22 protein-coding genes are annotated in these 24,855 nt (G+C 41.0%); 11 read left to right on the plus strand and 11 right to left on the minus strand.

The annotated features are described in order from the left end of the window. The first annotated feature begins 125 nt into the window (after nucleotides 1-125). The 9 genes from AWW68_RS06920 (at nucleotide 126) to AWW68_RS06955 (ending at nucleotide 8,985) form a co-directional block, all read left to right on the plus strand. On the plus strand, nucleotides 126-1,178 hold the full coding sequence (locus tag AWW68_RS06920; RefSeq protein ID WP_068218528.1) for a Vgb family protein: 1,053 nt from the start codon (nucleotides 126-128) through the stop codon (nucleotides 1,176-1,178). 1 nt (nucleotide 1,179) lies between these two features. Further along, nucleotides 1,180-1,647 carry a hypothetical protein gene (locus AWW68_RS06925; RefSeq protein ID WP_068218532.1) on the plus strand — a complete coding sequence of 156 codons (468 nt, stop codon included), beginning with the start codon at nucleotides 1,180-1,182 and terminating at the stop codon, nucleotides 1,645-1,647. After that, nucleotides 1,644-2,258, plus strand: coding sequence for a hypothetical protein (locus AWW68_RS06930; RefSeq protein ID WP_068218534.1), 615 nt, complete (start codon nucleotides 1,644-1,646; stop codon nucleotides 2,256-2,258). Before AWW68_RS06925 ends, AWW68_RS06930 begins: the two co-directional genes overlap by 4 nt. After that, nucleotides 2,255-2,917 carry a hypothetical protein gene (locus AWW68_RS06935; RefSeq protein WP_068218537.1) on the plus strand — a complete coding sequence of 221 codons (663 nt, stop codon included), beginning with the start codon at nucleotides 2,255-2,257 and terminating at the stop codon, nucleotides 2,915-2,917. The genes AWW68_RS06930 and AWW68_RS06935 overlap by 4 nt, the downstream gene beginning before the upstream one ends. Next, nucleotides 2,914-3,651: a hypothetical protein gene (locus tag AWW68_RS06940; protein WP_157717553.1), complete on the plus strand. Its 738-nt coding sequence runs from the start codon at nucleotides 2,914-2,916 to the stop codon at nucleotides 3,649-3,651. The genes AWW68_RS06935 and AWW68_RS06940 overlap by 4 nt, the downstream gene beginning before the upstream one ends. Further along, nucleotides 3,648-6,782, plus strand: a complete 3,135-nt coding sequence (locus AWW68_RS06945; protein WP_068218542.1) for a hypothetical protein — start codon at nucleotides 3,648-3,650, stop codon at nucleotides 6,780-6,782. Before AWW68_RS06940 ends, AWW68_RS06945 begins: the two co-directional genes overlap by 4 nt. 42 nt (nucleotides 6,783-6,824) lie before the next feature. Then, nucleotides 6,825-7,373, plus strand: a complete 549-nt coding sequence (locus tag AWW68_RS06950) for a hypothetical protein (RefSeq protein ID WP_068218545.1) — start codon at nucleotides 6,825-6,827, stop codon at nucleotides 7,371-7,373. A gap of 46 nt (nucleotides 7,374-7,419) precedes the next feature. Continuing rightward, the gene (locus AWW68_RS20060) at nucleotides 7,420-7,593 is read left to right on the plus strand and encodes a hypothetical protein (RefSeq protein ID WP_157717554.1); all 174 of its coding nucleotides are present in this window, start codon (nucleotides 7,420-7,422) and stop codon (nucleotides 7,591-7,593) included. A 126-nt stretch (nucleotides 7,594-7,719) separates the two neighbouring features. After that, a complete protein-coding gene (locus AWW68_RS06955; RefSeq protein ID WP_157717555.1) occupies nucleotides 7,720-8,985 on the plus strand; it encodes a hypothetical protein in 1,266 nt (421 codons plus the stop codon). A 14-nt stretch (nucleotides 8,986-8,999) separates the two neighbouring features. Here AWW68_RS06955 and AWW68_RS06960 read toward each other — a convergent pair whose 3' ends face one another. Next, nucleotides 9,000-9,404 carry a hypothetical protein gene (locus tag AWW68_RS06960; RefSeq protein ID WP_068218551.1) on the minus strand — a complete coding sequence of 135 codons (405 nt, stop codon included), beginning with the start codon at nucleotides 9,402-9,404 and terminating at the stop codon, nucleotides 9,000-9,002. Nucleotides 9,405-9,493: 89 nt separating this feature from the next. On the opposite strand from AWW68_RS06960, the gene AWW68_RS06965 reads away from it, so the two are divergent. Both AWW68_RS06965 and AWW68_RS06975 read left to right on the plus strand, forming a co-directional pair. Next, on the plus strand, nucleotides 9,494-9,733 hold the full coding sequence (locus tag AWW68_RS06965) for a hypothetical protein (protein WP_068218555.1): 240 nt from the start codon (nucleotides 9,494-9,496) through the stop codon (nucleotides 9,731-9,733). Between the two features lie 468 nt (nucleotides 9,734-10,201). Then, nucleotides 10,202-10,816 (plus strand): Rha family transcriptional regulator, encoded by a 615-nt coding sequence (locus tag AWW68_RS06975; RefSeq protein WP_068218561.1) that lies wholly within the window; start codon nucleotides 10,202-10,204, stop codon nucleotides 10,814-10,816. An 18-nt stretch (nucleotides 10,817-10,834) separates the two neighbouring features. On the opposite strand, the gene AWW68_RS06980 is transcribed toward AWW68_RS06975, so the two are convergent. The 10 genes from AWW68_RS06980 to AWW68_RS07025 all read right to left on the minus strand — a co-directional run bounded on the left by AWW68_RS06980 (nucleotide 10,835) and on the right by AWW68_RS07025 (nucleotide 24,842). After that, nucleotides 10,835-11,419, minus strand: a complete 585-nt coding sequence (locus AWW68_RS06980; protein WP_157717556.1) for a hypothetical protein — start codon at nucleotides 11,417-11,419, stop codon at nucleotides 10,835-10,837. Nucleotides 11,420-11,455: 36 nt separating this feature from the next. Beyond that, nucleotides 11,456-19,189: a hypothetical protein gene (locus AWW68_RS06985; protein ID WP_068218568.1), complete on the minus strand. Its 7,734-nt coding sequence runs from the start codon at nucleotides 19,187-19,189 to the stop codon at nucleotides 11,456-11,458. Then, nucleotides 19,186-20,832 (minus strand): hypothetical protein, encoded by a 1,647-nt coding sequence (locus AWW68_RS06990; protein WP_068218571.1) that lies wholly within the window; start codon nucleotides 20,830-20,832, stop codon nucleotides 19,186-19,188. Before AWW68_RS06990 ends, AWW68_RS06985 begins: the two co-directional genes overlap by 4 nt. 107 nt (nucleotides 20,833-20,939) lie before the next feature. Beyond that, a complete protein-coding gene (locus AWW68_RS06995) occupies nucleotides 20,940-21,140 on the minus strand; it encodes a hypothetical protein (protein ID WP_068218574.1) in 201 nt (66 codons plus the stop codon). Continuing rightward, nucleotides 21,137-21,373 carry a hypothetical protein gene (locus AWW68_RS07000; RefSeq protein WP_068218577.1) on the minus strand — a complete coding sequence of 79 codons (237 nt, stop codon included), beginning with the start codon at nucleotides 21,371-21,373 and terminating at the stop codon, nucleotides 21,137-21,139. Before AWW68_RS07000 ends, AWW68_RS06995 begins: the two co-directional genes overlap by 4 nt. Then, the gene (locus AWW68_RS07005) at nucleotides 21,370-23,247 is read right to left on the minus strand and encodes a bifunctional DNA primase/helicase (protein ID WP_068218580.1); all 1,878 of its coding nucleotides are present in this window, start codon (nucleotides 23,245-23,247) and stop codon (nucleotides 21,370-21,372) included. The genes AWW68_RS07000 and AWW68_RS07005 overlap by 4 nt, the downstream gene beginning before the upstream one ends. Before the next feature lie 16 nt (nucleotides 23,248-23,263). Beyond that, nucleotides 23,264-23,617, minus strand: a complete 354-nt coding sequence (locus AWW68_RS07010; protein ID WP_068218584.1) for a DUF2493 domain-containing protein — start codon at nucleotides 23,615-23,617, stop codon at nucleotides 23,264-23,266. Beyond that, nucleotides 23,614-23,817, minus strand: coding sequence for a hypothetical protein (locus AWW68_RS07015; RefSeq protein WP_068218588.1), 204 nt, complete (start codon nucleotides 23,815-23,817; stop codon nucleotides 23,614-23,616). Before AWW68_RS07015 ends, AWW68_RS07010 begins: the two co-directional genes overlap by 4 nt. Beyond that, nucleotides 23,814-24,416, minus strand: coding sequence for a hypothetical protein (locus AWW68_RS07020; protein ID WP_068218591.1), 603 nt, complete (start codon nucleotides 24,414-24,416; stop codon nucleotides 23,814-23,816). The genes AWW68_RS07015 and AWW68_RS07020 overlap by 4 nt, the downstream gene beginning before the upstream one ends. A gap of 3 nt (nucleotides 24,417-24,419) precedes the next feature. After that, nucleotides 24,420-24,842: a hypothetical protein gene (locus AWW68_RS07025; protein ID WP_068218595.1), complete on the minus strand. Its 423-nt coding sequence runs from the start codon at nucleotides 24,840-24,842 to the stop codon at nucleotides 24,420-24,422. Nucleotides 24,843-24,855: the final 13 nt, after the last annotated feature.

A 24,855-nucleotide genomic window follows, 5' to 3' on the forward strand; every position in this document is an offset into this window, starting at 1 on the left:
TGAAACATCACCAACGGTAGAAATAGGTTTTACAGAAGTTTCCGCAGGCTCTGTGACACCAGATACTGTTTTCAGAATAACATACGGAGGCGAGGTGTACGAGTTCAACGTTAAGAAAGTTTAATATGGTAATAGGAAAAGATTTATCTGGCAGCGTTTATAAAGATTCATCAGGGAATATTTTTAAAATTGTTAGTGACTTCCCAGAGTGGGAAGAGAACCAAAATAATTGGAACGAAACTAAAACAGCTCTATCACTTTTAACATCTGAAAACAAACGGTATCAAAGCATATTAAATCCAACATTTGGCAGTGCTACGGGGTATATTGGAGGAGTTCTTGCCCCTAATGGGAATATATATATGATTCCGTTTAATGCTTCGTCAGTGTCGGTAATAGATACATCAACAAATACTATATCAACATTTGGCAGTGCTACGGGATATGTTGGAGGAGTTCTTGCCCCTAATGGGAATATATATATGATACCCCGTAGTGCCTCCTCAGTGGCGGTAATAGATACATCAACAAATACTATATCAACATTTGGCAGTGCTACGGGGTATCATGGAGGAGTTCTTGCCCCTAATGGGAATATATATATGATACCCACTGCCGCCTCGTCAGTGGCGGTAATAGATACATCAACAAATACTATATCAACATTTGGCAGTGCTACGGGATATGCTGGAGGAGTTCTTGCACCTAATGGTAATATTTACATGATGCCCCTTAGTGCCTCCTCAGTGGCAGTAATAGACACATCAACAAACACTATATCAACATTTGGCAGTGCTACGGGATATGTTGGAGGAGTTCTTGCTCCCAACGGCAATATATATATGATTCCGTTTAATGCCTCGTCAGTGGCGGTAATAGATACATCAACAAATACTATATCAACATTTGGTAGTGCTACGGGGTATTTTGGAGGAGTCCTCGCACCTAATGGTAATATTTACATGATGCCGTCTAGTGCCTCCTCAGTGGCAGTAATAGATACATCAACAAATACTATATCAACATTTGGCAGTGCTACGGGGTATCAAGGAGGAGTTCTTGCCCCTAATGGGAATATATATATGATACCCCGTAGTGCCTCCTCAGTGGCGGTAATAGGTGGCCAATCATCAATACCTAATGACATTGTATTGTCAAGATATTTAAACAAGTTTTAATATGATAAAAGAAACAATAACAAACTCCGAGTTTATAGAATCTATTGATTTAGCTTTAGTAGTCTTTTGTCAACAGCATAAGCGAGACATACCATTGCAGAAAATGATTGAAGGTAATGGCAATGTAGAGGGCAATGCAAATAAGTATTTAGATGCCTACGGAGTGCCACAGGATTGCAAGTATGAGGATAATGAAGCGTTTAATAAAGCAGTAGATGCTTATTTGTTGGTAGATAACACGGTGAATGAAATTATAATAGCTAGGAACAACGGAAAAATTAGCAGTTATATTTCAACATTCACAAAGCATGGTGCAGCTGTATTTTACGACAAGGTCGTTGAAGAAGGTTGGGAGTCATTCAATGATGTTCCAGAAGGAGATAGGCTAGGCGTTTGTGTTGAGCTTATCAGACGGCAAATAATAGGATTCAATCAAGTGCCTGAGAAAATTACAATCAATAGTCAATGATTATCCAAGACATAGTAAAAGCAGTCAATAAGCTTTCGAACAGAAGGCAATCTAGGTACTTCAGTGTAGATGAAATAACGGAGGCCATTAATGATGCCGTGTTAGACATGTTTAATGAAGGCCGTTCGGAGTTCGAGAAAACACAAGTAGTCAACGACTTGCTCAGAGTTTTCAAAGCCAAATCCACAATAGCGCTTACTGAAGGAGAAGGCGACTTACCTGCCGACTATGCCTCATTAACAGGGTTTGAAGATAATATTGATGTGGTGACTGACGAACGTTGGGGGGAAGTAAAGAACGATGTTATTTGTCCTGCTGATTCAGACTACCCTGTATTGAATATCTATGGCGCAAAAGTCAGGGTACTCCCAAATACAATTACTGAAGTAGACATTAACTATCTAAAGAAGCCTACGAAGGCAGTGTACGGAAAAACATTATCTGAGAATGGCAGAGACTACATCTTTAGCGAAGCAGGTAGTACAGACGTAGAAATTCCTGCCCATAGAGCGCCAGAACTACTTGCTAAGACTCTGAAATACCTCGGTGTTAGCCTTAAGCAAACGGACTTAACCCAATTTGAACTACTTAAAAACCAGACCGACAAATGACAGATAGAGTTACCTTAAAGTATTTGGCTCAACAGGTCATTCGGATGCTATCAAAAGGCACTCCAAGCAAAGACTCTAGGCTAGACGAAAGAGAGATAGCAGAGTCTTTGAGGCAAGAACTGGCCTCTTCTGTTTACGACAAATGGTATGAGGCCAAAAAGAACAAATGGGAAACAATAAACCCAAGGCTATTAAGCACCTTCACTCTTCCAGTAAGTATTGATACTTCTGAGAAAGCCAACTATGTATCGGTTGGAGTTCCTTACATACACTTGCCAGACGGCACAGGAATTTGGAGTGTTAGACCAGTAACTACCAAGTCGGCTATTAATAAAGCGATGATACCCACCCGTCCGCAAGAGATGGACGTGTATCACGGAACTATCACAAAAGCTTTGGAAGGGCAGTTCTCATGGTTTGCTTTAGACGATAGAATATACTTCACCAAAAGATGGGGTAAGACCTTGTTAGATGAAGGGGTAAAGAATGTGCTAGTAACCCTAGTTACGGTGGCAAACGAGAATATCGGCATTACCGATGTATTGCCGATTAGCCCAGAGCAGAGAAAAACAATTGTAGATGCTACTCTTCAAAAGTACGCATCATTAATGGGTATAATGCCCGATGAAGTAAACGATAACTCAAGCGTTCCGAGATGATAACTATTGATTCTGTTGTAAGGTCGAACATGGGCGACACCCAAAACCCAACACTACATGGGTATGTTTCCCGATTGCATTATGCATTAAGGGGGTTTCAGGAATTGTCTTTCGATGTAATCGCTGAGGTTAAAACTACTGAGCTGACCCTGAATGAGATATACGTTGCAAAACTACCTACTGACTATGTTAAGCTAGTCAGGGTGTTTGCAAAGGTGGGAGATCGAATTTCAGAAATGTCGGAAGACGGATCTATTACTTTTCACCATGAGGGAACTAAAACCCCTAATGAGGCTTTCTACCAAAGAAGGAGTTTGTTCACCCTTGGCAATAGTACGACCACTAGAAACCCATTGAATGGACTAGAAATCTCTAGCAAAGGAAAAGGGCACAATAACAAGGGCTATTTCAGAGAGAATAAAGGAACGTTCCCAAGAGAATTACAATTCGATAGTGGAGTAACTAGCCGAAAGATATTTGTAGAGTACTTAGCCACCCCAGAAACACCTGGAAGCGAAACGGCCTTAACCCCATTAGCGGCTAATTGTCTCAATGAATACATCCACTACCGAGATTCTAGACACAAGAACGGAGAATCTTCTTACGAGACACAATCTTTAAAGCAAAGCTTTGAAAGAGAGAGAAGTAAGTTGTTCGCAAGAGAATCAAACTTAACTCTCACGGGAATTATTGACGCATACAAACAAGCCTACGGAGAAAACCAACTTAGATGATTTCTCAACACCAATTCATAGCAATAGACAAAGACACTAGCGCCAGAGCCTTAGAGAATGGAATGGTCAGGGATATGCTTAACCTTATCCCTGTATCTAACGGGGCTAGTAACTCAGGTGAAAGACAGAACTTGAAAGGGAATACAGCCGCTACTCAAACAGGAATGACGGGTACAAACTACTCTTGCAAAGGGGTGGTGGTAGACGAAGAAAATTCTTTAGCTTACCTGTTTTGTACGTGTGCTTTTGAAGGGGTAAATAGTTCGGCATTGCTAGAATATGACTTCTCCGCAAACAGCCTCACCGAAATACTTATCCTAGACGAAGGGATATTCCTAAGCGACTCAGTTGATTTCGTAAAGGGATTCATTGAGTCTGGGTGGATATATTATAATGACGGAGACGAATTAAAACAGCTAAATATTGCCCAAGCTAAGGCGGGTGATTATGATTCTTTGTCTGGAGATTTTTTAGGAGTAAGCTTCTCCTTAGACCCTTTTAGTCTCTACATACTCGCGCCAAGACTTGTAGCTTCATTCAGCAAGTCTTATGACTCAACTATACTCAACAATACAGTAGGCAAAGATAGCTGGCAATTTAGGTTCAGGTATAGGTTTAAGAATGGAGCAAAGTCACCATTAACGAAATACCAAGGGCTGACACTGGCAAATAAGAATCCTTACGACAATTCCGCTAAAAACAAGATTGCAATATCTTTTACAGCAATAGAGGGAGACATTCTAGCTAAGTTTGTTGACAAAATAGAAGTATACGGAATCAAGAACAACGAAGGAGTACACAAGTTTTTGGGAGAAGTAGACTATGGGACAGATGGAAGCGGTACATTCAACTTTACTAATGCCAACAACAGTAAGACCTTATCGGAATCGGAGGCGTTGAAGCCGTATGAAAACATTTCTAGACAACCAGTTTCTATTGCCTACCCAGAAAATAGAATGGTTGCGGTTAAGGGCTTAGATGAATATGATCTTAGTGGCAACTATGACTTTTCTCTTTCTGTGGACTATTACTCAGGAAGTTCTAGCGGTTTGTACGCAAAAGAAGGAGGCACATACGAAATAGGATTGGTTTTTTTAGACGCGAAAGGCCGAAGGACTTCAGTACTGAAAAAGAAGCAAATCACCGTTCCTTACAAAGATCCAGATGGAACCTATGCAGGCTTCGGGAAAGTACATTCTACTAGACCAAGAATTAGCGTGGAGTTTTCAGGAACAGCGCCCTCATGGGTTGACAGTGTTGTTGTAGTATCAACTAAGGAGCAGAACTATGAAGAGTACATACAAGTGCCCGTCAATGTACTGTTTTACTCTGCGCCAGAAGCGGCTGCGGTCAACTTCGGAGAGGGGGATCCTAATTTCGCCTTTTTAGACGGCAACCTATATGTGAACGAACAATCTGAGGCAGATGTAAGACTTTCAGCAGGTGACGGTACATACAACAGTGGGCAAGATGAATTTCAGGGCTACACAGCGATAGACTTTCAGTTGCCAGTCAACATCCCTGTTAAGCCAGAAATAGGATGGAGAGTTCGCGTAATAGAGTCTGGAGACAATAACGCTTCTGACATATCTGGAGGTGACTTATATGTTAGCGATGTATTCACCAATGTGGTTCGTGTAGAAGGATTTGACTTTGAAGACTGGTCTAGCAAGAGTCCGTATTTTTTTGTTGAGTTTTACAAGCCAAACACAGTTGAATACAATCAGTTTTACGATGTAGGAGGAAGTACATTTACAGACGGAGGTGGTATAACTATTGATGGAGACACCGCTTATGTAGACTTGACAGACCCAGAGTTTAGATTCGTCTACAAGGAAGTAACAAACAAGCCAAGCTCCACTCTGTTCGATTCATACCTAACAGAACAAGGCTGTATATTAGAGTCGCCAACACCATGTGTAAGCGAGAATGACTTGGTAGATATAAGAAATCCTGAGCTAACTAATTCAGGAGGATTCAACGTGTCAGAAGGAAAGAGAACGCTTACCTTAGATTACTCTAAAAAAGTAGCCGATATTGGTGTTGCAAACATAGAAAACACTGAGTATAGTGAAAAAAACCTATACAACACACTTATAGCTTCTAACAGCTATGTAGAAAACACTAAGATAAACGGCCTTAACAGATTTGATTTCGAGGACGAGTTTAACTTGCCAAATGAGAGAACCCCAATTACTCACTTAGAAGTGGTCAATGATGTACTGCTTGCTCTACACGAAAGAAATGCAACCTCAGTGTACATTGGCTCTAAGTTCTTAAAGCAAGCTTCAGGACAAGACACTGTAACTACAACCGATTCATTCTTTGGAGATGAAAGGCTACTAAAAGGCGGCTATGGAACCATTAACCCTGAGTCGGTAAAGAAGTATTTAGGGCAATGTTTTTGGTGGGATGCCAACAATGGGTGTGTTGTTAGATATTCTGCAAATGGCCTTGATTCAATTAGCGATCAAGGGTTGAAAGATTATTTCAGAACCAAAGCAGAAACTTACAGTTCAGGCTACAAAGTGTTTGGGGCAATAGACGTTTACCTTGGACTCTATCTCGTTACTTTTCCAGACCAAGACGGTCTTTCGCCAGAAACTTGGGCGTGGGATATTAAAAAAGGCTACTGGATAGGCCGATTTAGCTTTTGTTTTGAGCAGTCAATAAGCTTAGGCAATAATTTTGCAACATTCAAATCTCAGAACATCTGGAAGCATCATAGCAATAGTGTTTACAACAACTTCTACAACACTCAGTATGACTCTCGAATTACGTTCGTAAGCAACCCTGATGTGGCCTTAGACAAGTCGTTCGATAACCTTTCATTAGACGCAGACGAGGCTTGGGATGTATTAAGCATTACCAACCCTCAAGGCCAAGACACCGACTTATTGGAAGCTGAGTTCGATTTGGTAGACAACCAATATTACGCGTACTTGAAGCGAGACAAAAACACAGCCTCGGACTTACTAGGAGGGCAGCCAGCAATTTTGGCAGGAGACCCAATTCAGTCTAAATATGTTGAAATTACATTAAGGAAAACGGCCTCAGACCTGCAAAAGATAAACGCTATCTATGTAGGATATTCTCCATTGACAGGACATTTATTGGCGGCCAGAGAGTAGAGCAAGCCCTATTTTCTACCCCGACCAAGCTACCTTTGGGATATGGCAGCACCAGCATTAGCAATGATTCCTTCTCTAGCTAAAACAGGCTTAGGGATAATTCAAACAGGGGCAGGGTTGTTTACCAGGAAACCCAAACGCCCCACATATTCAATACCAACCGCAGTAACACAAGCCACAGATGCTACAAGGCAGCAGGCTAATTTAACCCAGAGACCAGGGGCTAGTGCTGCCGAATCTGTTATCCAAACCAATGCAGCTAATACTGTAGACACCATTCAAAACGTTGGAGGCTCAGCATCAAACGTTATGCAAGGGCTTATGAATGCACAGTCTCAGCAAAACAGGGCAATGCTAGGCGAACAGGCTAAAAACGAAGCCTTCAGATACCAAAGCTTTCAAGACAACATAAGATCCTTACAAACATTAGGTAGATACCAAGACAAAGCATGGGACTGGAACCAAGGCCAGAAGTACATCGAGAAAAGAGATAGAAGAGATGCATTGATTAATGCAGGGTTAAACAATATGATAGGCGGTGCAGAAGATGCGACTTCTATTGACTTGCTAGGCCAAATGAACCCCAATTAACACTATATTGTAGTAACATAAAACAACCATTTTAAAACAAATCATTATGAAAAAGACTATTTTGAACGTAGCCCTAATCGCAATTGTATCATTTTTTGGTGTTTTGGCCTGCACTGACAGCGAAGACGTTGTTCCACAAGAGGTTGAGCTAAATGGAGACTATGATGGAAACCTGCCTGACCCAGGAGACACAGGGGTTATAATTGGCGGGAATGGCTGAGTCGACAATTAATTTACTCAAAAAAACAAAAAAGAGCGTATGGTTGTTTGACTGTACGCTTTTTTTTGTTTACTTGAAATCGGTTCCTCAGCCTATAGCCAAAATATTATTAAATCAATGGACACTATGAAAAAATGGTTATTTATTGCGGTTGCTATTCTGATTTCAGCAAACCTACAGTCTCAAACAGATGAAGAAAAGTTTAATTGGGGTAGGGATAACTTCAGGAGTCAAGAAGACTCTGTTATTTCTTTATTTCAAGAGGCTAAAAAACAAGCAGACACTTATTGGTACGCTAAGTATGACGCATTCTTAGCCATGATTGAATCTAGGAAGGGGCATAGTAATTCTGCACACACGCGATACACTCAGTCTTTAGAACTGCTAAAGTCAATTGAGTCCGATGATATTTCCCTTATCTATCAAATCACCAGAAACCTAGCCGCAATAAGCTATAACATTGGTAATTACGAGAGCGCAGCCAAGGCTTATTCAGATGGGCTTTCCATAGATTCATTGAGGGACAAGAGCGGATATACTAGCAAGCAGAAAGAGCTAGATTTGATTCAACAAGACTTAACAAGATTTTATATTGCTGTCTCTAAGTCACAGAGTAGAAGCATGTATGAGGAAGGAAATCTTGAATTAGCCGCTCTTTATAAAAAAGGGGCTATTCATGAAAAGGTGTTCCCAAGGGTAGCTAGTGAAATCGGCCTTAATAACTATTCAATTGGAGAAAATGAAAAGGCGCTTTCTTATTTTCATGAAGCGGTTATTGCCGATAAATGGGGGGTGCTAGAGGGAAGCGGACATCACAATATTGCCAAGACGTTCGCAGCAATAGGAGACACGGAAAAGGCGCAGCGATACTTCGAAATGGCTAAACCTAAGATGAAGTCCACTTACGGCAAATTCCACGTACTTATGGATCAAGGCAAGATGTGGCTAGACCAAGGAAAAGAAGATAAGTCATTGGGGTATTTGTTAGAGGCTGTCGAGAATCATTGGAAGTTTGAAGACAATGCAAAATACCTACTAGTGTATGACTACATATCAACCGCTTACTCAAGAATTGGAGAAGACAACAAAGCCAGTGCTTATAAAAGTGAGTTCTGGAACCTAACAGCAGAGCACCAAGAAAACGTGGACAGGATTAGAAAGGTTGAATCGGTAAGAGCTGCGGAGTTTCAGGCTGAGAGCATTAGACTTATGGCATTGCAATCTGTTCGGTACAAGAAGCTCCTTATAGAAAGAATGGTTATTGGAGGGCTATTGTTAATCTCCCTGGTATTGATAAGCGTATTGATTAGGAAGATGGTGAACCGAAAGGAGAGGTCTAAACAAATTGTGGAAACGGCCTTAAGTAAGATAAAAGAGATAGACGGTTGGTAGAATAACTGTCTAGACTAAAGGTTTCTAAGGGCTTCGGTGAGATATTTCACCTTAGCCTTTTCTTTTTGTAGTTGTTTGTAAAGATCTTCTTTAGAAATGGAATCAAGAGAAGGATTTGAATATGATGCTTCTGGCTCTAGTAATTCACTAGGAGTGTTATTCGCATAAAGGCCAACATCTTCTTTACTTATTATTTGCCCATAAAACTTCCCTAAGTCTAGCTTGTAATGCGCACAAACCTTTTGAGCCGTAGGGATTTGCATTAGCGTTTTTTTGTTGATGTAGTTATTAACGGAATTACGCCCTAATCCAAACCTATCCCCCCAAGCATCTTGCTTGCTTCCGTCTAGGTCTATTAAGAACTTAATATTCTTACCGCTAATTTCTCTGGCTAACGCTGTGTCTTCGGTCTTTGGCATTTTTTTATCAATTCATCCAACTATTTTTTGTCAGACTGAGTAATTTTGTGTACATTTATGACAGTAAAGATAACAACTAATATTGAATTATGAAAGAGACGAACAACACCTTGAACGAAATTTTGGATATATGTGAACCAGAAGAGTTACAAAGAACTCTATTTGTTGTCGCATTAAACACTCAGTTTCACAAAATGAGTAAGCCTGATTGCAATATTGCTAAGTTATTACTGTTGAATCTCTTTGATATTACCTCAAAGATAGTTGAGCAAGAAGAAGAATCAAATGTTGATATTGAAAAATCCACAAATGGAAAAGAGGAAGTTTAATCTGATTGATATGGAAGAGGCTCTCTTAATAATAAAAAGAGGTTGATTTTTGTGTTTTGACTTTTATTAGCTATGTTGCGGTGTCTCATTATCATAATCACCGCCTCTAGCTAATTCTTACAGGAAGATTTTACAGGGGTGTCCCTTCGGGGATTAGCATTTCATATCGTTCGCGGTGTACTTGTGATGGTGAGACACGCCCCTGTTTTATTTAACTATAAGATTCGTGTCTCACCAGAATCAAATTGTTAATGAAGGCATCAAGGATGATTCACTTAACACGTGTAGCTCACGTAACGAGCAGGCAATTCAATTATTCCTTTCTACTGCCGACATTGATTGGCATCTCGAAAACTTAAACGAACAACTTGCGGTCTTAGCAAGATTCTCTGGAGAGATACCAGAAGAAGTCAGAGATAGCATTTGTTTTACTCACCAGTCTATTCGTTCCTTATTAAAGTCACTGTCATGAAGGAGTTAGTAACGCAACATGACGGGAAGAATGTGACCACTAGTTTAATGGTTGCTGAGACTTTTGGGAAGCAGCACAAGCATGTATTAAGATCGGTTCAAAACCTTGATTGTAGTGCCGAATTTACTGAGTCCAATTATGGGCTCAGTAGCTATAACGACTCTACAGGCCGTTCTTTGCCCTTTTACTACATGACTAAGGACGGATTCACGTTTTTGGTAATGGGTTTTCGTGGAGAGAAAGCGGCAAAGTTTAAGGAGGATTTCATTAGAGCGTTCAATCAAATGGAAAAGTCTTTGAGCAGTCCATCAACAGCCAAACAATTATTGATGCAAGCCGAGTATTTGGTTAGTATGGAGAATAGGATGGACACTTTTGATGTCCGACTGTCTAAGCTTGAAAAACTAGAGAACGGCCTTGACTACCTGAGCATCGCAGGATTTGGAAGTCAGATTAAGCGACATATTAGCAGGGTAGAAGCTATTAGGCTTGGAAAGGAAGTGACTCGGTATTGCAAAAGCAATGGAATACCGATTAGCACGACTGAACATGAGAGATATGGGTATGTAAATGTCTACCCTAAGCATGTTTTGGAGAGGTTTATTAATTAACAACAGTAGGGGCATGTGTTACTTTATACATGCCCTAATCATACTTTCTAAGTAATCCTCCTGTATAAGAATCTGAGTAGAGTTCATTTGGCTAAAATGCCAGTTTTCTATTGATTTTAGCTGACTTTCAGACATTCTAGCTTTGAGGCAAGATACGGAGCGGTTTATATTATTTACTCTAATTTCGTTTATCTTGCTGTAATATGTGACCACCCTTGATAGATAAAAGGTCTCGTGCCATGCTTTAGAATATGGTTCTGGTTCGTAAGGAAGGTTAAAGGCAGTCTCATAACATTCATTTTGCTTAGATGCATATTTTACATTCAACAGGTAGGGAAGGGTTTTGTCTTTGCTGATAACTAATGATATATCCTCCTTCGTTAGTTTTGAGTAAATACAGTTTACGTACAACCTAATTCCGCCTTGCTGTTCTTCATTTAAGCTCTCACCGCCTTCTTCAAGTATCTGAATTGTTTGATTAAATGCATTCAACTTCCACGCGTCTAAAATAGAATCATATTTTTGAGCAAGGGATTGAGAAATAAGAGAGAAGAAGAATAAAGAAATGAACAAAACCCTAAGCATGTTTATATTTTTTGGCAAGGTACAAATTTAACTAATCACAAGAAAGCCTGTCTCTTACCTCTTAATAAAACGCTCTACCTCATCTTCAAGCTCTTCTTTAGCGAGTAGTTTAGCCCTTGTCATTGCTAGTTTTATTTCAAACTGCGCCCTAGACACTTTTTTACCATAATACGCTCGATAGTCTTCTTTTGCGTAAGCCCGTTTGTCTTTCTCAGACATTGATTCATAGTCAGTTCTTATTTCAGCAACTAGCTTTTGGAAGTTTTTAGAAGCTAATACTTTATACTTTCTCTGGAATGAAACAGGGATGTCTTGGTCGTCTACATAAATGCCTTCATCGTCTTTTAGCTTCCAGTCGGTTAGGGCAGAAGGTAGGGCGTCTATCTCTTTCAGAAACATAAAGTCTTTGTTGTCTTTGCCTTTGTCTAAGTAGTGCCTTAACGGGAACAGTGATTCACCAGGGTAGGTAGTGATTTCATTCCCGAAAATATCGAACCTAGCCTTGATACTCCCTGAAGCGTCTGGGAAGAAGTGAAGCCCTGCATGGTAAGCAAGCATTTCATCAATATCCTTTTGAGAATACGAGGTAGGGTCGAACATTTTCTTCACTTGAAGAATACCGTTGTTATTCCAAGGCAATGTTTTAGAAAGATAAGACACAATTGGCTTAACAACTTTAGTGGCCGCAGAGCTTTTTTCTTCCAGAGCATTTTCAGGAATCCTAGAGTCAGAATCTAGTAGCTCTAAGGCTGTTGCGGTAAAGTCTGTGAAGTCCTGAATACCTGAAAATATGGACACATCTTTTATGGAGTTCATGGAGTACAGCCCCACCAATGCCGATCTCTTTATAAAGCCGTCTTCATCCCAATCTGGCGACTTCATGCCGTCATTCCAGTTGCCTATTACCGAGGCTGCAATATGTAATGGTGTGTTTAAGTAATTGAATTGGAGTCCACCTATTTTGATAGTGTTAGCAGGCACTCCATTTTTGTTTTGGAGTTCTCTTTCGCTAAAAGACAGGTTGTGGTAGCCGCCAGAAATGTAGAAATAATCTTCTTCGTCTGTACCTAGAAATAAGGCCGCCAAACCTACCATCATTGTATTATGGAGGTGAGCCAACGCCATTTGATTGTTGAACTTCCTGGAGCCAACCTCACCCATTTGAGAGGTGTTTTCGGCAAAGGTTTTTCTACTCCAAGCTTGTCTTCTGCCTAATTCAGATTGCAGCTCTAGCCTTCTCTTTAGACCCGTAACCCCGTACCCGTAAGTTCTAGCATAATTGTAAACTGGAACCGAGTCTAGCATAATATCGCCAATCTGTCCTATAATCTTTTTGAACGGGAAGAACACGTTAATCAACAGCTTACTGCCAAACTGAGCCATTGGATGATTCATTTGGCTACCATAATTGGAAGCTTGAATGGCCTTGTTTGCCAATTTAGGGAAGAAGCCAGTTCTTTCCATTGTGGCCGTAATGTCTCTTGATACTTCCTTTAATTCTTGGATCTCGTCTTGTGGAATACCTAGCTTGGATTCAATAATTTCATCTCTGATTACCTTTTCAGCATATTTGGAAACCTTTACACCGTACTTAGTTAGTAAGCCGACCTGTTCTTTTGTTTCCGCTTCTACCTGATCCATGTCTACCCCTTCTCGAACGGCCTTACTCCAAGCCTTTCTTATAGACGGATTTTTACTGTTCTGCTGTTCTTCTAAAAAGTACTGAGTGAACATCATTTCCTCAGCCACCGACCTAGAGAAAATATCCATAGCAGGCAATGTTCTTGTTCTGAACTGGAAAGCCCTGATTGGGTTGATAGGGATGGAGAAGTTTTTGGTTACAGGAATCTTCCAGTTTTTGTAAATAGGGTGTTGCGCTTTTGGATCTTTATCAATGTTCGGCAAATGGAAGCCTCTAGGGTCTGTGTGTTCATCGAAGAACTTAGAATCTACACCGCCATTAATGATTGTGTCCATAAAGCCAGCCCATGCTTTAGAAGGGTTTTTACTGAACACTCCCATGTTAGTAACGGCCTTAAAAGCAGCTCTTTCCATTAAGGCCGCTTGTATAATAGGATTGGTTTTCAAGAATCCTTTAATGCTGCCATTCTTAACCGAAGCCATGTATGATTTCTTCCATGCCTTACCTTGGAATATTGGCAAGACTGCGTACTTGAAGAAAATAGAGTACATGTTGAACTTGGTGTTTTGCACATCGGTAGTCCAACCTGAAAGTAGGTTGGTAATGATTACCTCATGCGAAACATCTGCCCAATTTTGAGCCATTTCATACTTTTGCAACAGCCTTACAAACTCTAGTTTAGCTAGGGTAGAGGCTTTTGAACCTGATTCTGTTTCTTCAATTAGCTTAATGAGGTTTTCAATCTTGATAGCGTCTGAGTTGGTTATTTCAGGAAGAAGGCCAAACTTTTCTGCAAAGGCATTTTTGAACTCTTCTCTGGAGAACACCCCAAGATTAATGAGTTCAATCATTTTGTCTAGGTATTGCTTTTTCTCCTTTGGCTTAACCTCTTTCTTCTGATTGTTTTCGTCTAGTCCGAGTAGCTTTTGAAGCGCCTTATCTTGCATACTAGAGATAGTACTCGCCAGTTCTTTTTCAACAATGGCGGCAACTCTCTTAGCCGTTTCAGGGTCTAGGTCTAGCTGAGAAACTATTCTGTTAACCAGTGTATCTCTAGTTTTGAATTGCCCCAAGAAGTGAGACCTGATTACTTGCTGAAGGTCTATCTCTAAGTCTTTGGCGGTCTTTTCTATTAAGCGCCTAGCTATTTTAGACATTAGCTCTGAGTTCTTCTCCGCACCTCCTTTAATAAGGTTTGCAGCTTTATTGAAGAACCTGTCCTCGATTGATTTTTCTGACCTCTCTTCTGGTTCTTTCTCTAGTCTTTCTATCTCTCGATTAACCATTTCTACCCTATATTCTTGCATAGCGGTAGAAAGTGTTTTCTTCACCTCTTCTTTTAATTCGGCCTTTTGCTCTTTTGTGATGTCTAGGTTAGAAACGGACTCTTCTGACACAGCCTCTAAATCAATCCCTTCAGATTGTTTATTGACCAATTTAGAAACGCTTGTTTCTAGGTTTGATAGGGCTTGCTTTAATACTTTTTCTGATAGCTTAGACTTGAATTTATTTAAGGCTCCTGCATTGATAAGTGAGCTTATTTTGCCGTAGAAGCTATTGGCTTTTTCTTCTTTAGTTTGCTCTTTAACCTTTCTCTCCCTGAAGTAATCTTCTACAAACTTACTTTTTTCTTGCTGAATTAGCGCATTGTAAGTTTGTTTTAAAGCTTCTGAAATTATTGGCCTTTGGTTTTCATCAATGTCCAAATTAGCAACAGCCTCTTCGATAATTGAGTCTATATCTATCTTATCTGTTTGATTGTTCCTTACAATGTCTCTGATTTTTTGTTCGGCATGTTTTAACGCCTTGCTTAAAATCTTATTGGAGATGTTGGTAAGTCTATCGCTTCTTTTTGTAGCCCCTGAGTTAATTAGCCCACTCATACGTGCGTAGAAATTCTTCAACACATTGTCTGGGTGAGGGGCAATCCTTTCTTTAAAGTACTGCTCTAGTATTTTAGTCTGCTCTTCTTTTATTTGCTTCTCATACTGTCTTGTTATTTCTCCCGAAAGAAGGTTGACTTGCTCTGGTGTTAATCCTAGCCTAGAAAGGGCTTCGTTTACAATTGCCACCCCATGCTTAAGTCTGTCTCCCTTGGTTTTCTTGGCTATTGCACGTAAAGTCTCTGGAAGATAGTCTATTACTTTTTGTAGTGATTTCTCAGATATAGATTCAGTAAACTGAGGGAGAGCACCTGCGTTAATTACCCTTTGAATTTTCTCAAAGAAAGAATTAAGCACTTCTTCCTTAGTTTTAGGATTAAATATTCTACTCCTAAAGAAAGATTCTATCTCTTTGTTTTGGTTCTCCTTGATTGCTTGATCGAAAGCTTCTGACAATAGGCTCTTTAGCTCAGTGTTTTGGCTATCACCAAGCCCTGACATTATCTTTTCAATTAACTTGTCTTTAGATTCGGACAAGGCGTTGCTATCGTACCCTGCTATTTTTCTTAAAGAGGTTTCTAAATCTTTGGCAGCTTTGTTTATTAACGGCTTAGGGTCGAAGTTGCCTGATTTAATGGCCTCGTCAATGGCCTTTCTTTGCGACTCGTTTAGGGCTTCTAGTGAATCTTGTACAATGCCAGAAATAGTCTCAAGGTCTATGTCTTTATTGAACTTCTCTTTGATGTCCTCGGCTATTCTGGCAGCAATATCTGAAGCACGAACATAGCCTTCTTCAACATAGGTTGCTGCAAGCTTAGATACGTAAGTGATAAACTCTGGTTTGAAGGGAACCACCGAAGAATAAAACAAGTCAGACTCTTTGTAGTCTTTGTGAATCTTGTCTCTTTTGGCCTTTATTTTAGCGAGCTTGTCTTTGGTTTGAGACCGTTTGGAAGCGACCTTAGTGGCTTTCGCTACACTCGACTTTTTAAACACTTCATCTACAGCCTTGTTTATAGCCTCTTGGTACTCCGAAACCACCTCTTCCGAAGCCTTGTCTAGCCCGTCTGATTTCTTTTTGTTCTTGGGCTTGCTATTGTGCTTTTTGGCCTTTTTGTTCTGCATGTGAATCACACCCTCAGCACCATCCATCTTGAAGAGGTTAAACAAGTCTATTCTCCTACCTGCGTGGGTTCCTTCTTTTGCTAAATAGTCTCTGATAGACTGGAGCGTTTCTGCAATTGCATCTGAAGGACTCCCTTCTTCTATGGCTTGCTTGAGTTTGTCTGCATAGTGCTTGTACACCAAGAATAGCGAACCGAAACGGACTTCATCATCAATCTTGGCATCCTTACTCATAAGGAGGTCTTTCGTAGCCTCTAAGCCTCCGTTATCGTCAATAAACTTAGCCGACTCTTCAAGGGTTTCTTCTCGGCCTACTGTTCTAAAGAATGGCTTGTTCTTGTTGAGTGTCTTTCTAGCTTCAGGAGTGGTGTTGTCTCTGATTGTTTTAGAGCCAGACCTTTCTCTGCCTGTTTTAGAGTTGGCAGTGTCGTCTATTGTGCCACCGTTTACTCCGTCATTAGTGTCGGAGCTATTGTCTTCATCTATCCCTGTTGTAATTCTTGCTTGCCTTAAGAAGTCTTTAGCTTGCTGTTCTTCTACCTCGAAACCAAGTGATTCAGATAATGCTTGGGTGAACTCTTTAGTTTTCAAGTAACCCATTTCAACAAGCCCTACTGCTAATTCGCCAACGGCCTTAAGTAATTCAGGGTCGGTAAAGGGGTTAGCGCTTAATTGCCCTCTTTGCTTCTTCAGAATTTCCTGAATTTTCTGAGAAGCGGCTGATATTTTTTCGCTTGCTGCTTTTAGCTGTTCAGGCTGAACTTTTACGCTCGGCTTTGCAGTGATAGCTGCGCCCTTTGTGGGCAAATTAACGGCACTATTTTCAGTTTGTGCCAAAGATTGGGCAGGCTTTGGGGGTGCTGGCGTTTTTTTGGCTTCCATTGCCAGTTTGTTGCTAGGCGATTTCGCATTCACGTCATCAGACTGCCCAAGTTTTGTGAATACTTCTGATTGCCCCACGGGAGGAAGAACAGACTCGCTCTTGTATCCCTTTTCGCCACCTTCTTTGATGAATACTCCAATACCCCCGCTATCTAGGTTCGAAAAAACTAGGTCAGATCTTTTTACATCTAACTCTTGTGCAATTTCATCCTGAAGATTAACGCTTGGAATAGTTTCTTCCCCTGCCTTGTTTTTTTGTAGGGGTATTGACTTGCCTGTATACGTGAGTCCCTGAGATTCGTTTTGTTCAATTGAATAAGTGGGGTTTTTGGACACCTCTAACTCACCCTCATTAATAGGCTGTCCTTGCTCAGTTGTGTTAATAGGTTCTCCAACTGTTTCACTTTCTGCAATAGTTGGCTGTTCTGTCTGTCCATCAACTCCATTCTCTTCGACAGCATCAGTAGCTTGTGGTTGGTCTCCGTTAACTGGCTCTTGTTCTGCTGTATCTCGCTGTCCATCTGTATCAACTTCTTCCTCTGCTCTGGCAGTAGTGGGTTCTTGTCCTCTCTCATGGTTTAAATTGTCTTCTGTAATTGTACTGTCGGTACTGTTATCAAGGCCGTTTTGAACCCCTAAGTCTCCAGTGGTTGCTTCGAGTTCTTTTTCTACATTCTTGACTATTTGTGTTTTTTCTGGGTTACTCAGGAATACACTAGAACCTAATAAGCCGCCCATTAAAGCCCCTGCTAAACCTTCTGAAACGGCATCTCTCAGATTGATTTTCTCTCCAGACACAAGGTTGTTTTGTGTTTGAAGGGTTAGGGATTGAGCAAACTCTGTTAAGAACTCTGTAGCGGTTGTGCCCCCAAACTCGGCAAGCCTCTTTTTAACGGTTCCTGTAACGGCCTTACGCATAGCATTCACTACTTTACCTGTACCGAGTACATCTAAGGAGCCAGAAATCACCCCTGCTGTTGCTGCTGCATCGGGATTGTCTAAGCCTTGCTCTATCACCTCTTGAATGGTTATGCCCTTGGCCTTGGCTAGAGAAGATACTTGTGAGTAGTAAGCCTCTGCTGTTTCCATTGCGTAAGAGCCTCCAAGTAAGGCTAGAGGCATAATTACTGCTTGCTCTCCAGCAATGTTTGAGGCCGTTTGGAAAAATTCGTCCCAAGACTTTACATCAAGTAGGTCGGTTTTAATTCCCTCGCCTGCAATCTTGGCCTCGAGTTCTTTTATTGGCTTAATTAACTCGCCAATTTTTTGCGTTTCCTTGGCTAGTTTTGCTTCTGACTTAGCCCTAAGTTCTGCAACCGTTCCTTGCTCTAAACTCCCTGGGCTGAATCCCTTTGGAGCTGATAGTGTTCTTGTAACTACTTCATCATCGGCCTTGCCCTCCAAAGAGGCCAGAAACTTACGCTCTTCCTCCATTTTGTTAGAGGTAGATAGTAGGTCTATTTGCTTGATTGACTGAGGAACGCCATACTTAGCTTTTGTGAGCGCGGCATTAACAAGGTCGTTGGCCAGCACATATCCGTACCCTTGAGTTTCAGTAGCTACTTTCCTACCTATCTTTTTGGCCTCTTCTTGAATCTTCAGTCCTTTCTCGTGCTCAATCTGGTCGAATGCACCAAGGGTTTCTTGTAGGTTCTTGTACCTTTCTGCCTCAATTTTCTGGATCCGTTCGGTTACTTCGGGTAAGGAGTTGAGTTCTTTTGCGTATTCGCTATCGAATGATTTGGCCTGCTCTTCTAGTGCTTGCTTATACTCATCACTCTTTTGCAAACGGGCTTCATCTAACTGCTTATTCGCCTGTTCTTCAGTTATTTGTTCGGCATTTAATAGCTGTTGTAAAGAGTCTTGCTTGTCTTGCAAGTAGCTATCTACCTCCTTGGCAATACCTTCTTCTACTTGGCTGAATCTCTGTTGGTAAATCGACTGTAAAGAGTCTCTTTTTTGAGAAATAACAGGGTCGCTGCCAATTTGCTCTTCGGCCTGTTGGTCGTACTTGTCTATGATAGACTGTCTTTGCTCTTCTGTTGAAAGTGGTTTTTCTGTAGGAGGGAAGAATTGTGACGAAAAGTCTTCGGCTGATTTAGAGTAAACCTGCTTTTCGGTCATAAACCTATGTAGCTTACCCTGACTCTCTGGCGTGCTGAACTGCTCTTGAAATGCGTTGTAGTCTTTTGAATACAGTCCTTTTTGGCTAAGGAAATTCCAAAGCTTCTTTTTAGGATCAGTGTTGTTTATCATAGGTTGTCTGCTGTGGTTGGTATTTCGCCCTGAATAGGGTTGGCCTGTTTAATTCTTTCAAGAAGAATGTTGGCTATTTCTTGAGCATCATTTTCTGTTGAATATGACTTATCGCCAATCTTTATGCTCTTTGCCCAAACGGAGCGCTCAGGCACAATGTCAGAAACATCAAATCCATATTCTTCACCGATGCTTTTAATTACCTCAAGAGTTTGCTCATTGCTGCCTTTTTCTTGTTTCTCGTAATTCCCTGCATATCTGATTTGGTCTACCATTTTTAAGGCTTCCATAGGGAGGTCTTCCTTATAGCCTAAGCTTTTCAACTCGCCCTTTTCTTTAAAGGTGTCTATTGCATTCAGAATTTCTCTTTCTTCTGGAGAATCATCATCAAGCATGTTTAAAACAGTTGCCATAGTCTTCTCGTCAGAGAGCGGAATGTAGACCTTTTTATATTCGCCTTGAGACAACCCTGGGATGGTAAATACGAATGATTTCTCAAGTGTATCTGGGTCGTACTCTAAGCCTTCTAGAGTTCCTTTCTTCGTTTCTGTTTTACCTGAAACTTTATCTTCAATAGGAACGTTTTTAAGCGTGCCTGGCATTGGCATGGAGTCCGATGTAAACCTTCTGCCATTAGATTCAAACTCACCTGAACCACCTTGAACTAGGTTGAATGTATTAGGTGCTTCTTCTTTCTTTTTGCTACCTGTTGTTCTGGCTATCCTTGTGTTGTCTTGTTTCTTGAGGTCTGAAGTTCTCATTGGAGCCAGTTCCTTGTCTAGCAAATCTACTGCGCTAATTCCTTGCTGTTCTGCATTGTGTAGCAACGCCTTGTAAGATGCTTGAATTTCAGGGTCGGGAGAAATAGCCATTTCAGCTAGTACGGCCTGAGAGTCTTTGAATATTGGCAAGCCTGTTTTCTCGCTTATTTTTGGCCTACCGTTTTCGCCCATCTCAACTAATCGCTTGTATGACTCAAAGTCTTCCTCTCTATCGAAAAACTCGCCTGAATTTGGGTCTTTGAATGTTGAGAACTTCGAGGAGATGGTCTTGCCCATGTCTTCCACAAACTTGTTTACTCCATATCCATAGTTCACGTATTTGGGGTCGGAAGCAAGTTTCTTTAAATCTTGAGCGCTATAATCTAAGTTAGGGGAGTTGACATCTATCTTTCCTTCTTCATCTGTTTTGTACATTTGAGAAAAGGCATCTTTGAGCATGTCTTCACTGTACAAATCGGGATTTTGCTTGTAAAGTTGGTTTAGTTCTTGCATTCCTTGTTGGTGAGAAAGCATGATGTCTCTGGCAGCATAGGTGTCGGATTTAATCTTCTCTAAGGCCGTTGGGTCAAGCTTTACGCCTTGTTGTCTTGCTTGTTTGTAGGCTTCTAATGCAGTTGACATATAACCACTAGCCATGTCTTTCAAAACGGCCTTATGATTGCCGTCCATTCCTTTGAAATCTAGGTTAGAATAGTCTTTGAACACTTTGTAGTTAAAGTCGTCTACGGCTGCTCTTTGCTTGACCTGAAACTCTTTGTTTTCTTGTGCCTGTCTCTTACCCCATAAGAGGGTGTTATAAACGCCTTGGGTTTGTCTTGGAAGGATTGTTGCAAACCCTGTATTTGTGAACTGATTAGCCATTAATGCTCGATTTATAAAACAAAAATAGCCCTAATGGGGGTGAAAATAGGGCTTGGAGGACTTGTTCGAGAACAGTACCGTTTTTTGGTGCTTTGCGGTAAGTTTTACTAAGGACAATCAGGGTATTTACAGTTGTTGTTCGCAGTACAGCTTTCTCCTATCTTTCTGATGTACTTACATTGGTGTTTTCCTTCTAGAAAATCTATGTACTCTTCAAGTGCGTCTATATAGTTGTCGGCACTCCCATAGTCTATGATTCTTTGCTTACCTCGATACTCAAAGAAGTCTTTTTCGTTAGGTCGTTTCATTCTCTAAAATTGTCTTTTGTGATTAGTACTTTTCTGTTTTTCTTGATTGTCACCTCTTTGTTGAAAAGTTTAGAAGGGTATTCGACCCATAATTCATTGGCCACGGCCTTACAATAAGCCACCATATCATCTGCTTCTACCTTATGACCTACAAACACTGTATGTCTTTCCTCTATCTTCCCTGATTTGTTCCATAGCCATAAGCTTATTACATAGTCGTCTTGTTTTTTCAAAAGAGAGGTTCTTCGTTGTCGGTTTTCCAGTCTGACTCTTTAATTGCAGGCTCGTCAAAAGCGCTTGATTGGCTCTTGAAGATGTCGTTTCGGGAGTAGGATTGTTCGGGGCTTATCCTTTCTATTGCGCCTAAACTTCTACCTGCTAGAGGGCAAAATTTATCCGACTCTTGATGGTATCTCATTGTTTTATAGTCGTACTCTAACGGAACCACAATACCTCTTTTCCCGACTAGCTTTGGCTTTTTAATCTTTGCTGTAGTAAACTCCACCAATGGGTTTCGATAATCTGTTGCCACAAATGGGCGCTGAATAAGTATCATATTATCCACTTTATCCATAAAGTCACTGGCTCCCTTTACTTTGTAAGCGTCTGGGGCTTTATAGTTTCCAGACCCATCTTTCTCTGGCTTAAGCTGGTGGGCTACTAGATTGTAAGAGACATCTTGTTCATTGCAAAACCGCTTCATGTCAGACAGCATACTGGTTATGTATTGGTCTCTGTTTTCGTTGCCTTTCTGCCTGTTTGCAAGCCAATTGAACGGATCTACTATAACCCCATCTATGCCATGCCTTCTCACTAATGCTTTGAACTTAGCGTGAATGTGCTCTATGGTGAAGTCTTTATCTGGGTAAACAACGAAAAAATGGTTCTCTAGAAAGTCTAAAGCTTCCTTCAATTCGTTTTCTGTAATGCAATTTGGCAGAGAATTGTCTGTTGGCTTCCCTACGTACATCTGAACAAAATCATCGAAATACTCTTCAACTGGGAAGTTTTCAGGAGATAGTACAGCAAATTTCCATCCGTCATGAACGGCCTTTAATAGAGCGAGTTGATTTAAGATGAGAGACTTGCCCTCGTTTGCGTATCCCGACCATAGATTGAGTTCCTTTTTCCTCCATGTCCAAGCTTGGTCGATGTCTGTGAAGTATGTGGTAGACCCTTTTACTCGCCCTTCTTTCAGCTGTCTAACTAGTTCATCTTTGGCGTCTTTGGCTGTGTATACCTCAGCTATTCGAACAAACTTGGCGTTCTCTTTGAGTTCTATAAGCTTTTCTTTGCCTTCCCATTTGAGCACCTCATTAGCATCTTTGTATTCGCCAAAGTCAACGGTCTTACACTTCTCTTCTCCAAATCTTCTGACAAGCTCTTGCTCTAACCTCTTACCGTTGGGGTCGTTGTCTACTGCTATGTAAATTATTTCGGCCTTCTCAAATAGGTCATAGCAGTTGTCTATACAGGCTATCTTATTAGAAGCATCTTTGTCTTGAACGTTTGGCGCTCCTTGGTTTACGCTTGTATGGAAAGGAAAGCCCGCTACCTCAAAGCTGAGGCCATCTTCAACGCCTTCAGTAATGATTATCTCCTTATTGCCTTCGGTTACATTCTGCCAGCATCTGTCGTAGTTGAAGACAATAGGCATGGCTCCAGGTGCTTGTCTGAAGTCTTTTGAGTCGATCTTACGTTTTTGGTAGTTGGTAAGTACCCCGTCTTTGTGATAGGGGTAAACAAGCCACCCGTTCTCTTCTGCTATCTTGTTTGCGTTAACAACCTCTTGGGTAATTTTTCTCCCTGTGAAGTAGTCTAAGCCCTTCTGAGATAGCTTGGTGATGTTAGGCCGTTTGGGTAGCTCATACTGCTTGCGCTCGGTGTAGGAGGTAGAAAGCTTAGTGTCGCCAACTTTGCCTTTAAAGTCTGGACAATGCTGACAATTGTATAGCTTTTCGTCAATAGATACGCTTAGGCATTTCTCCTTCCAGTTCTTTCTTCCACAAACATCTTTAGCTCTAGGGCACATGATTTTGTGCTGCCCAGAGTTGATATTGGCAGGAATATCTATGCCAACGGCCTTAAACTCGTCTATTACTGACATTAATTTGTTTTGTTTGCTAGTAGTGCTTTACCCGAATTTGAAGTGCCGACTTTTTGGCTAGGTCTATCATGTGTTTTGTGCCTTTGCTTTTTCCGTCCCAGAAGGCTATGAGTGCATCTGCATAAAGCGCCATCTCTCGGTTTCTTTTGTAGCCAGCGCTTTTGCCGTACCTATTCCAATCGGCAGGGAATTGAGTAAGCTTAAGTCCGTTTTCTTTCGCATATCTCTCTCCAAGTTTATCAGCTCCATTAGCGGTTCCGCTAACTACTTCGATGTCTTTCTTGTGTTGGAGTGCGGCTTTACAAACGGCCTTAAGCATCTCGTAATCATTGAAGGTTCTTCCTCCTGCTATAATTACTTTGAAGGTCATTGCGCTAGTTCATCTACATCTATCTTGTACTGGTCAAGCAGTTCGTGTATTTTCTTCCAGGACTTTTTATAGTCGTAGTCAGTGTGCTTGAAGTCCCTCCATCCGTTGTGTACCAGATCCCACAGCATAAAAGCCATGTCGTTTGCTTTGGCTAGTCGCTTGGCCTCTTTTTCGTCTTCGGTTTCAAAGGTTACTTTCACTTCTTACTCCATTCGTTTTTTCTTCGCATCCATGCTCCGAACCTCCCTTTGGTATTCCAGGGCTTGAATTGCTTGAGTTCACATTTCATTAGATGTCCATTATCAGCCACAGTAGACCAGTGTTTAAAGAACAAATTAGCATCTTCGGCAGTAGGGACCCATTCTCGTTTGCCTTGGGCTTTTTCTTCTTCGTACTCCTTCATGACCCCGATTATCTTCTTTCTGAAGGCTTCTTTCCGTTTCTCTAGGTCTTGGTCGGACAGTATGTATCGGCCAGAGGCTAGTTGTTCTTTCCACCACTGAGGACAAACGGTATTGAGTTCTTTCAAGGCTGTTTTGCTAAGGCTCACGTTTTTTCGGTGTTGGTTATACTCCATAAAAAAGGGCAGGAGCAGGTGGCTTCCGAAGTCTAGGATTATTTCTTCTCCTAGCTGCTCCTGTAATCCCTTTAGTTGTTTAGGGTTGATTCCAGTCTTCACTGGGTATTCTTCGTGTTCCTTAGTCCATAAACCAACCTTGCTGCAATGCTCCATTAGGTAATGGATAAACAGCTTCATTTCTACCGAAGCGTTAATGAATTTAGGGTTGGTGTATAGCATGGGTTATTCTAGTTCGGGCGTTTCGTTAAACCCCTCCAAATCGACAGAAAAACCTTCTATAGAGCCGTTCTCATTAATATCCATAATGATATAATCTCCATAGCCGTTTTCATGAGGGCAAAGGAGTGAAGGAACGTAGTTGTTCTTTATTGAGGTCACTACTTTCTCATCTTTATCTAGGAGATAGTAGCTTCCATCGTCACAAACTTTATAGTGAACAGAAGCTTTTTTGCCAATTTCCCAGTCCTTAATAATGCCAGTACTGAGATCAATAATGGGGCGCCATCTGTCTCCCCTTCGGAGTGGTATTAAAGTCCCATCAACATCTTCAACTCCATTGACAGTAGCATCTTCCCAATACCTAACACCTGCGTCAACAGCAAGAAAATTAACCTCTTTGTCTTCTATTACTTTTACTTTGTTCATAAATAATTGATTA

Origin of the sequence: Roseivirga spongicola (genome assembly GCF_001592965.1) — a bacterium.
GTDB classification, from domain to species: Bacteria; Bacteroidota; Bacteroidia; order Cytophagales; family Cyclobacteriaceae; genus Roseivirga; species Roseivirga spongicola.

Excerpts from the sequence above, each read along its gene's own strand:
- AWW68_RS20060 (WP_157717554.1), top strand. The coding sequence starts at position 7,420 with ATGAAAAAGACTATTTTGAACGTAGCCCTAATCGCAATTGTATCATTT.
- AWW68_RS06950 (WP_068218545.1), top strand. The coding sequence starts at position 6,825 with ATGGCAGCACCAGCATTAGCAATGATTCCTTCTCTAGCTAAAACAGGC.
- AWW68_RS06995 (WP_068218574.1), bottom strand. The coding sequence starts at position 21,140 with ATGAAACGACCTAACGAAAAAGACTTCTTTGAGTATCGAGGTAAGCAA.
- AWW68_RS06945 (WP_068218542.1), top strand. The coding sequence starts at position 3,648 with ATGATTTCTCAACACCAATTCATAGCAATAGACAAAGACACTAGCGCC.
- AWW68_RS06965 (WP_068218555.1), top strand. The coding sequence starts at position 9,494 with ATGAAAGAGACGAACAACACCTTGAACGAAATTTTGGATATATGTGAA.
- AWW68_RS07020 (WP_068218591.1), bottom strand. The coding sequence starts at position 24,416 with ATGCTATACACCAACCCTAAATTCATTAACGCTTCGGTAGAAATGAAG.
- AWW68_RS06960 (WP_068218551.1), bottom strand. The coding sequence starts at position 9,404 with ATGCCAAAGACCGAAGACACAGCGTTAGCCAGAGAAATTAGCGGTAAG.
- AWW68_RS07025 (WP_068218595.1), bottom strand. The coding sequence starts at position 24,842 with ATGAACAAAGTAAAAGTAATAGAAGACAAAGAGGTTAATTTTCTTGCT.
- AWW68_RS06930 (WP_068218534.1), top strand. The coding sequence starts at position 1,644 with ATGATTATCCAAGACATAGTAAAAGCAGTCAATAAGCTTTCGAACAGA.
- AWW68_RS06975 (WP_068218561.1), top strand. The coding sequence starts at position 10,202 with ATGAAGGAGTTAGTAACGCAACATGACGGGAAGAATGTGACCACTAGT.
- AWW68_RS06985 (WP_068218568.1), bottom strand. The coding sequence starts at position 19,189 with ATGATAAACAACACTGATCCTAAAAAGAAGCTTTGGAATTTCCTTAGC.
- AWW68_RS07010 (WP_068218584.1), bottom strand. The coding sequence starts at position 23,617 with ATGACCTTCAAAGTAATTATAGCAGGAGGAAGAACCTTCAATGATTAC.
- AWW68_RS06990 (WP_068218571.1), bottom strand. The coding sequence starts at position 20,832 with ATGGCTAATCAGTTCACAAATACAGGGTTTGCAACAATCCTTCCAAGA.
- AWW68_RS06955 (WP_157717555.1), top strand. The coding sequence starts at position 7,720 with ATGAAAAAATGGTTATTTATTGCGGTTGCTATTCTGATTTCAGCAAAC.
- AWW68_RS06920 (WP_068218528.1), top strand. The coding sequence starts at position 126 with ATGGTAATAGGAAAAGATTTATCTGGCAGCGTTTATAAAGATTCATCA.
- AWW68_RS06925 (WP_068218532.1), top strand. The coding sequence starts at position 1,180 with ATGATAAAAGAAACAATAACAAACTCCGAGTTTATAGAATCTATTGAT.
- AWW68_RS06935 (WP_068218537.1), top strand. The coding sequence starts at position 2,255 with ATGACAGATAGAGTTACCTTAAAGTATTTGGCTCAACAGGTCATTCGG.
- AWW68_RS06940 (WP_157717553.1), top strand. The coding sequence starts at position 2,914 with ATGATAACTATTGATTCTGTTGTAAGGTCGAACATGGGCGACACCCAA.
- AWW68_RS07005 (WP_068218580.1), bottom strand. The coding sequence starts at position 23,247 with ATGTCAGTAATAGACGAGTTTAAGGCCGTTGGCATAGATATTCCTGCC.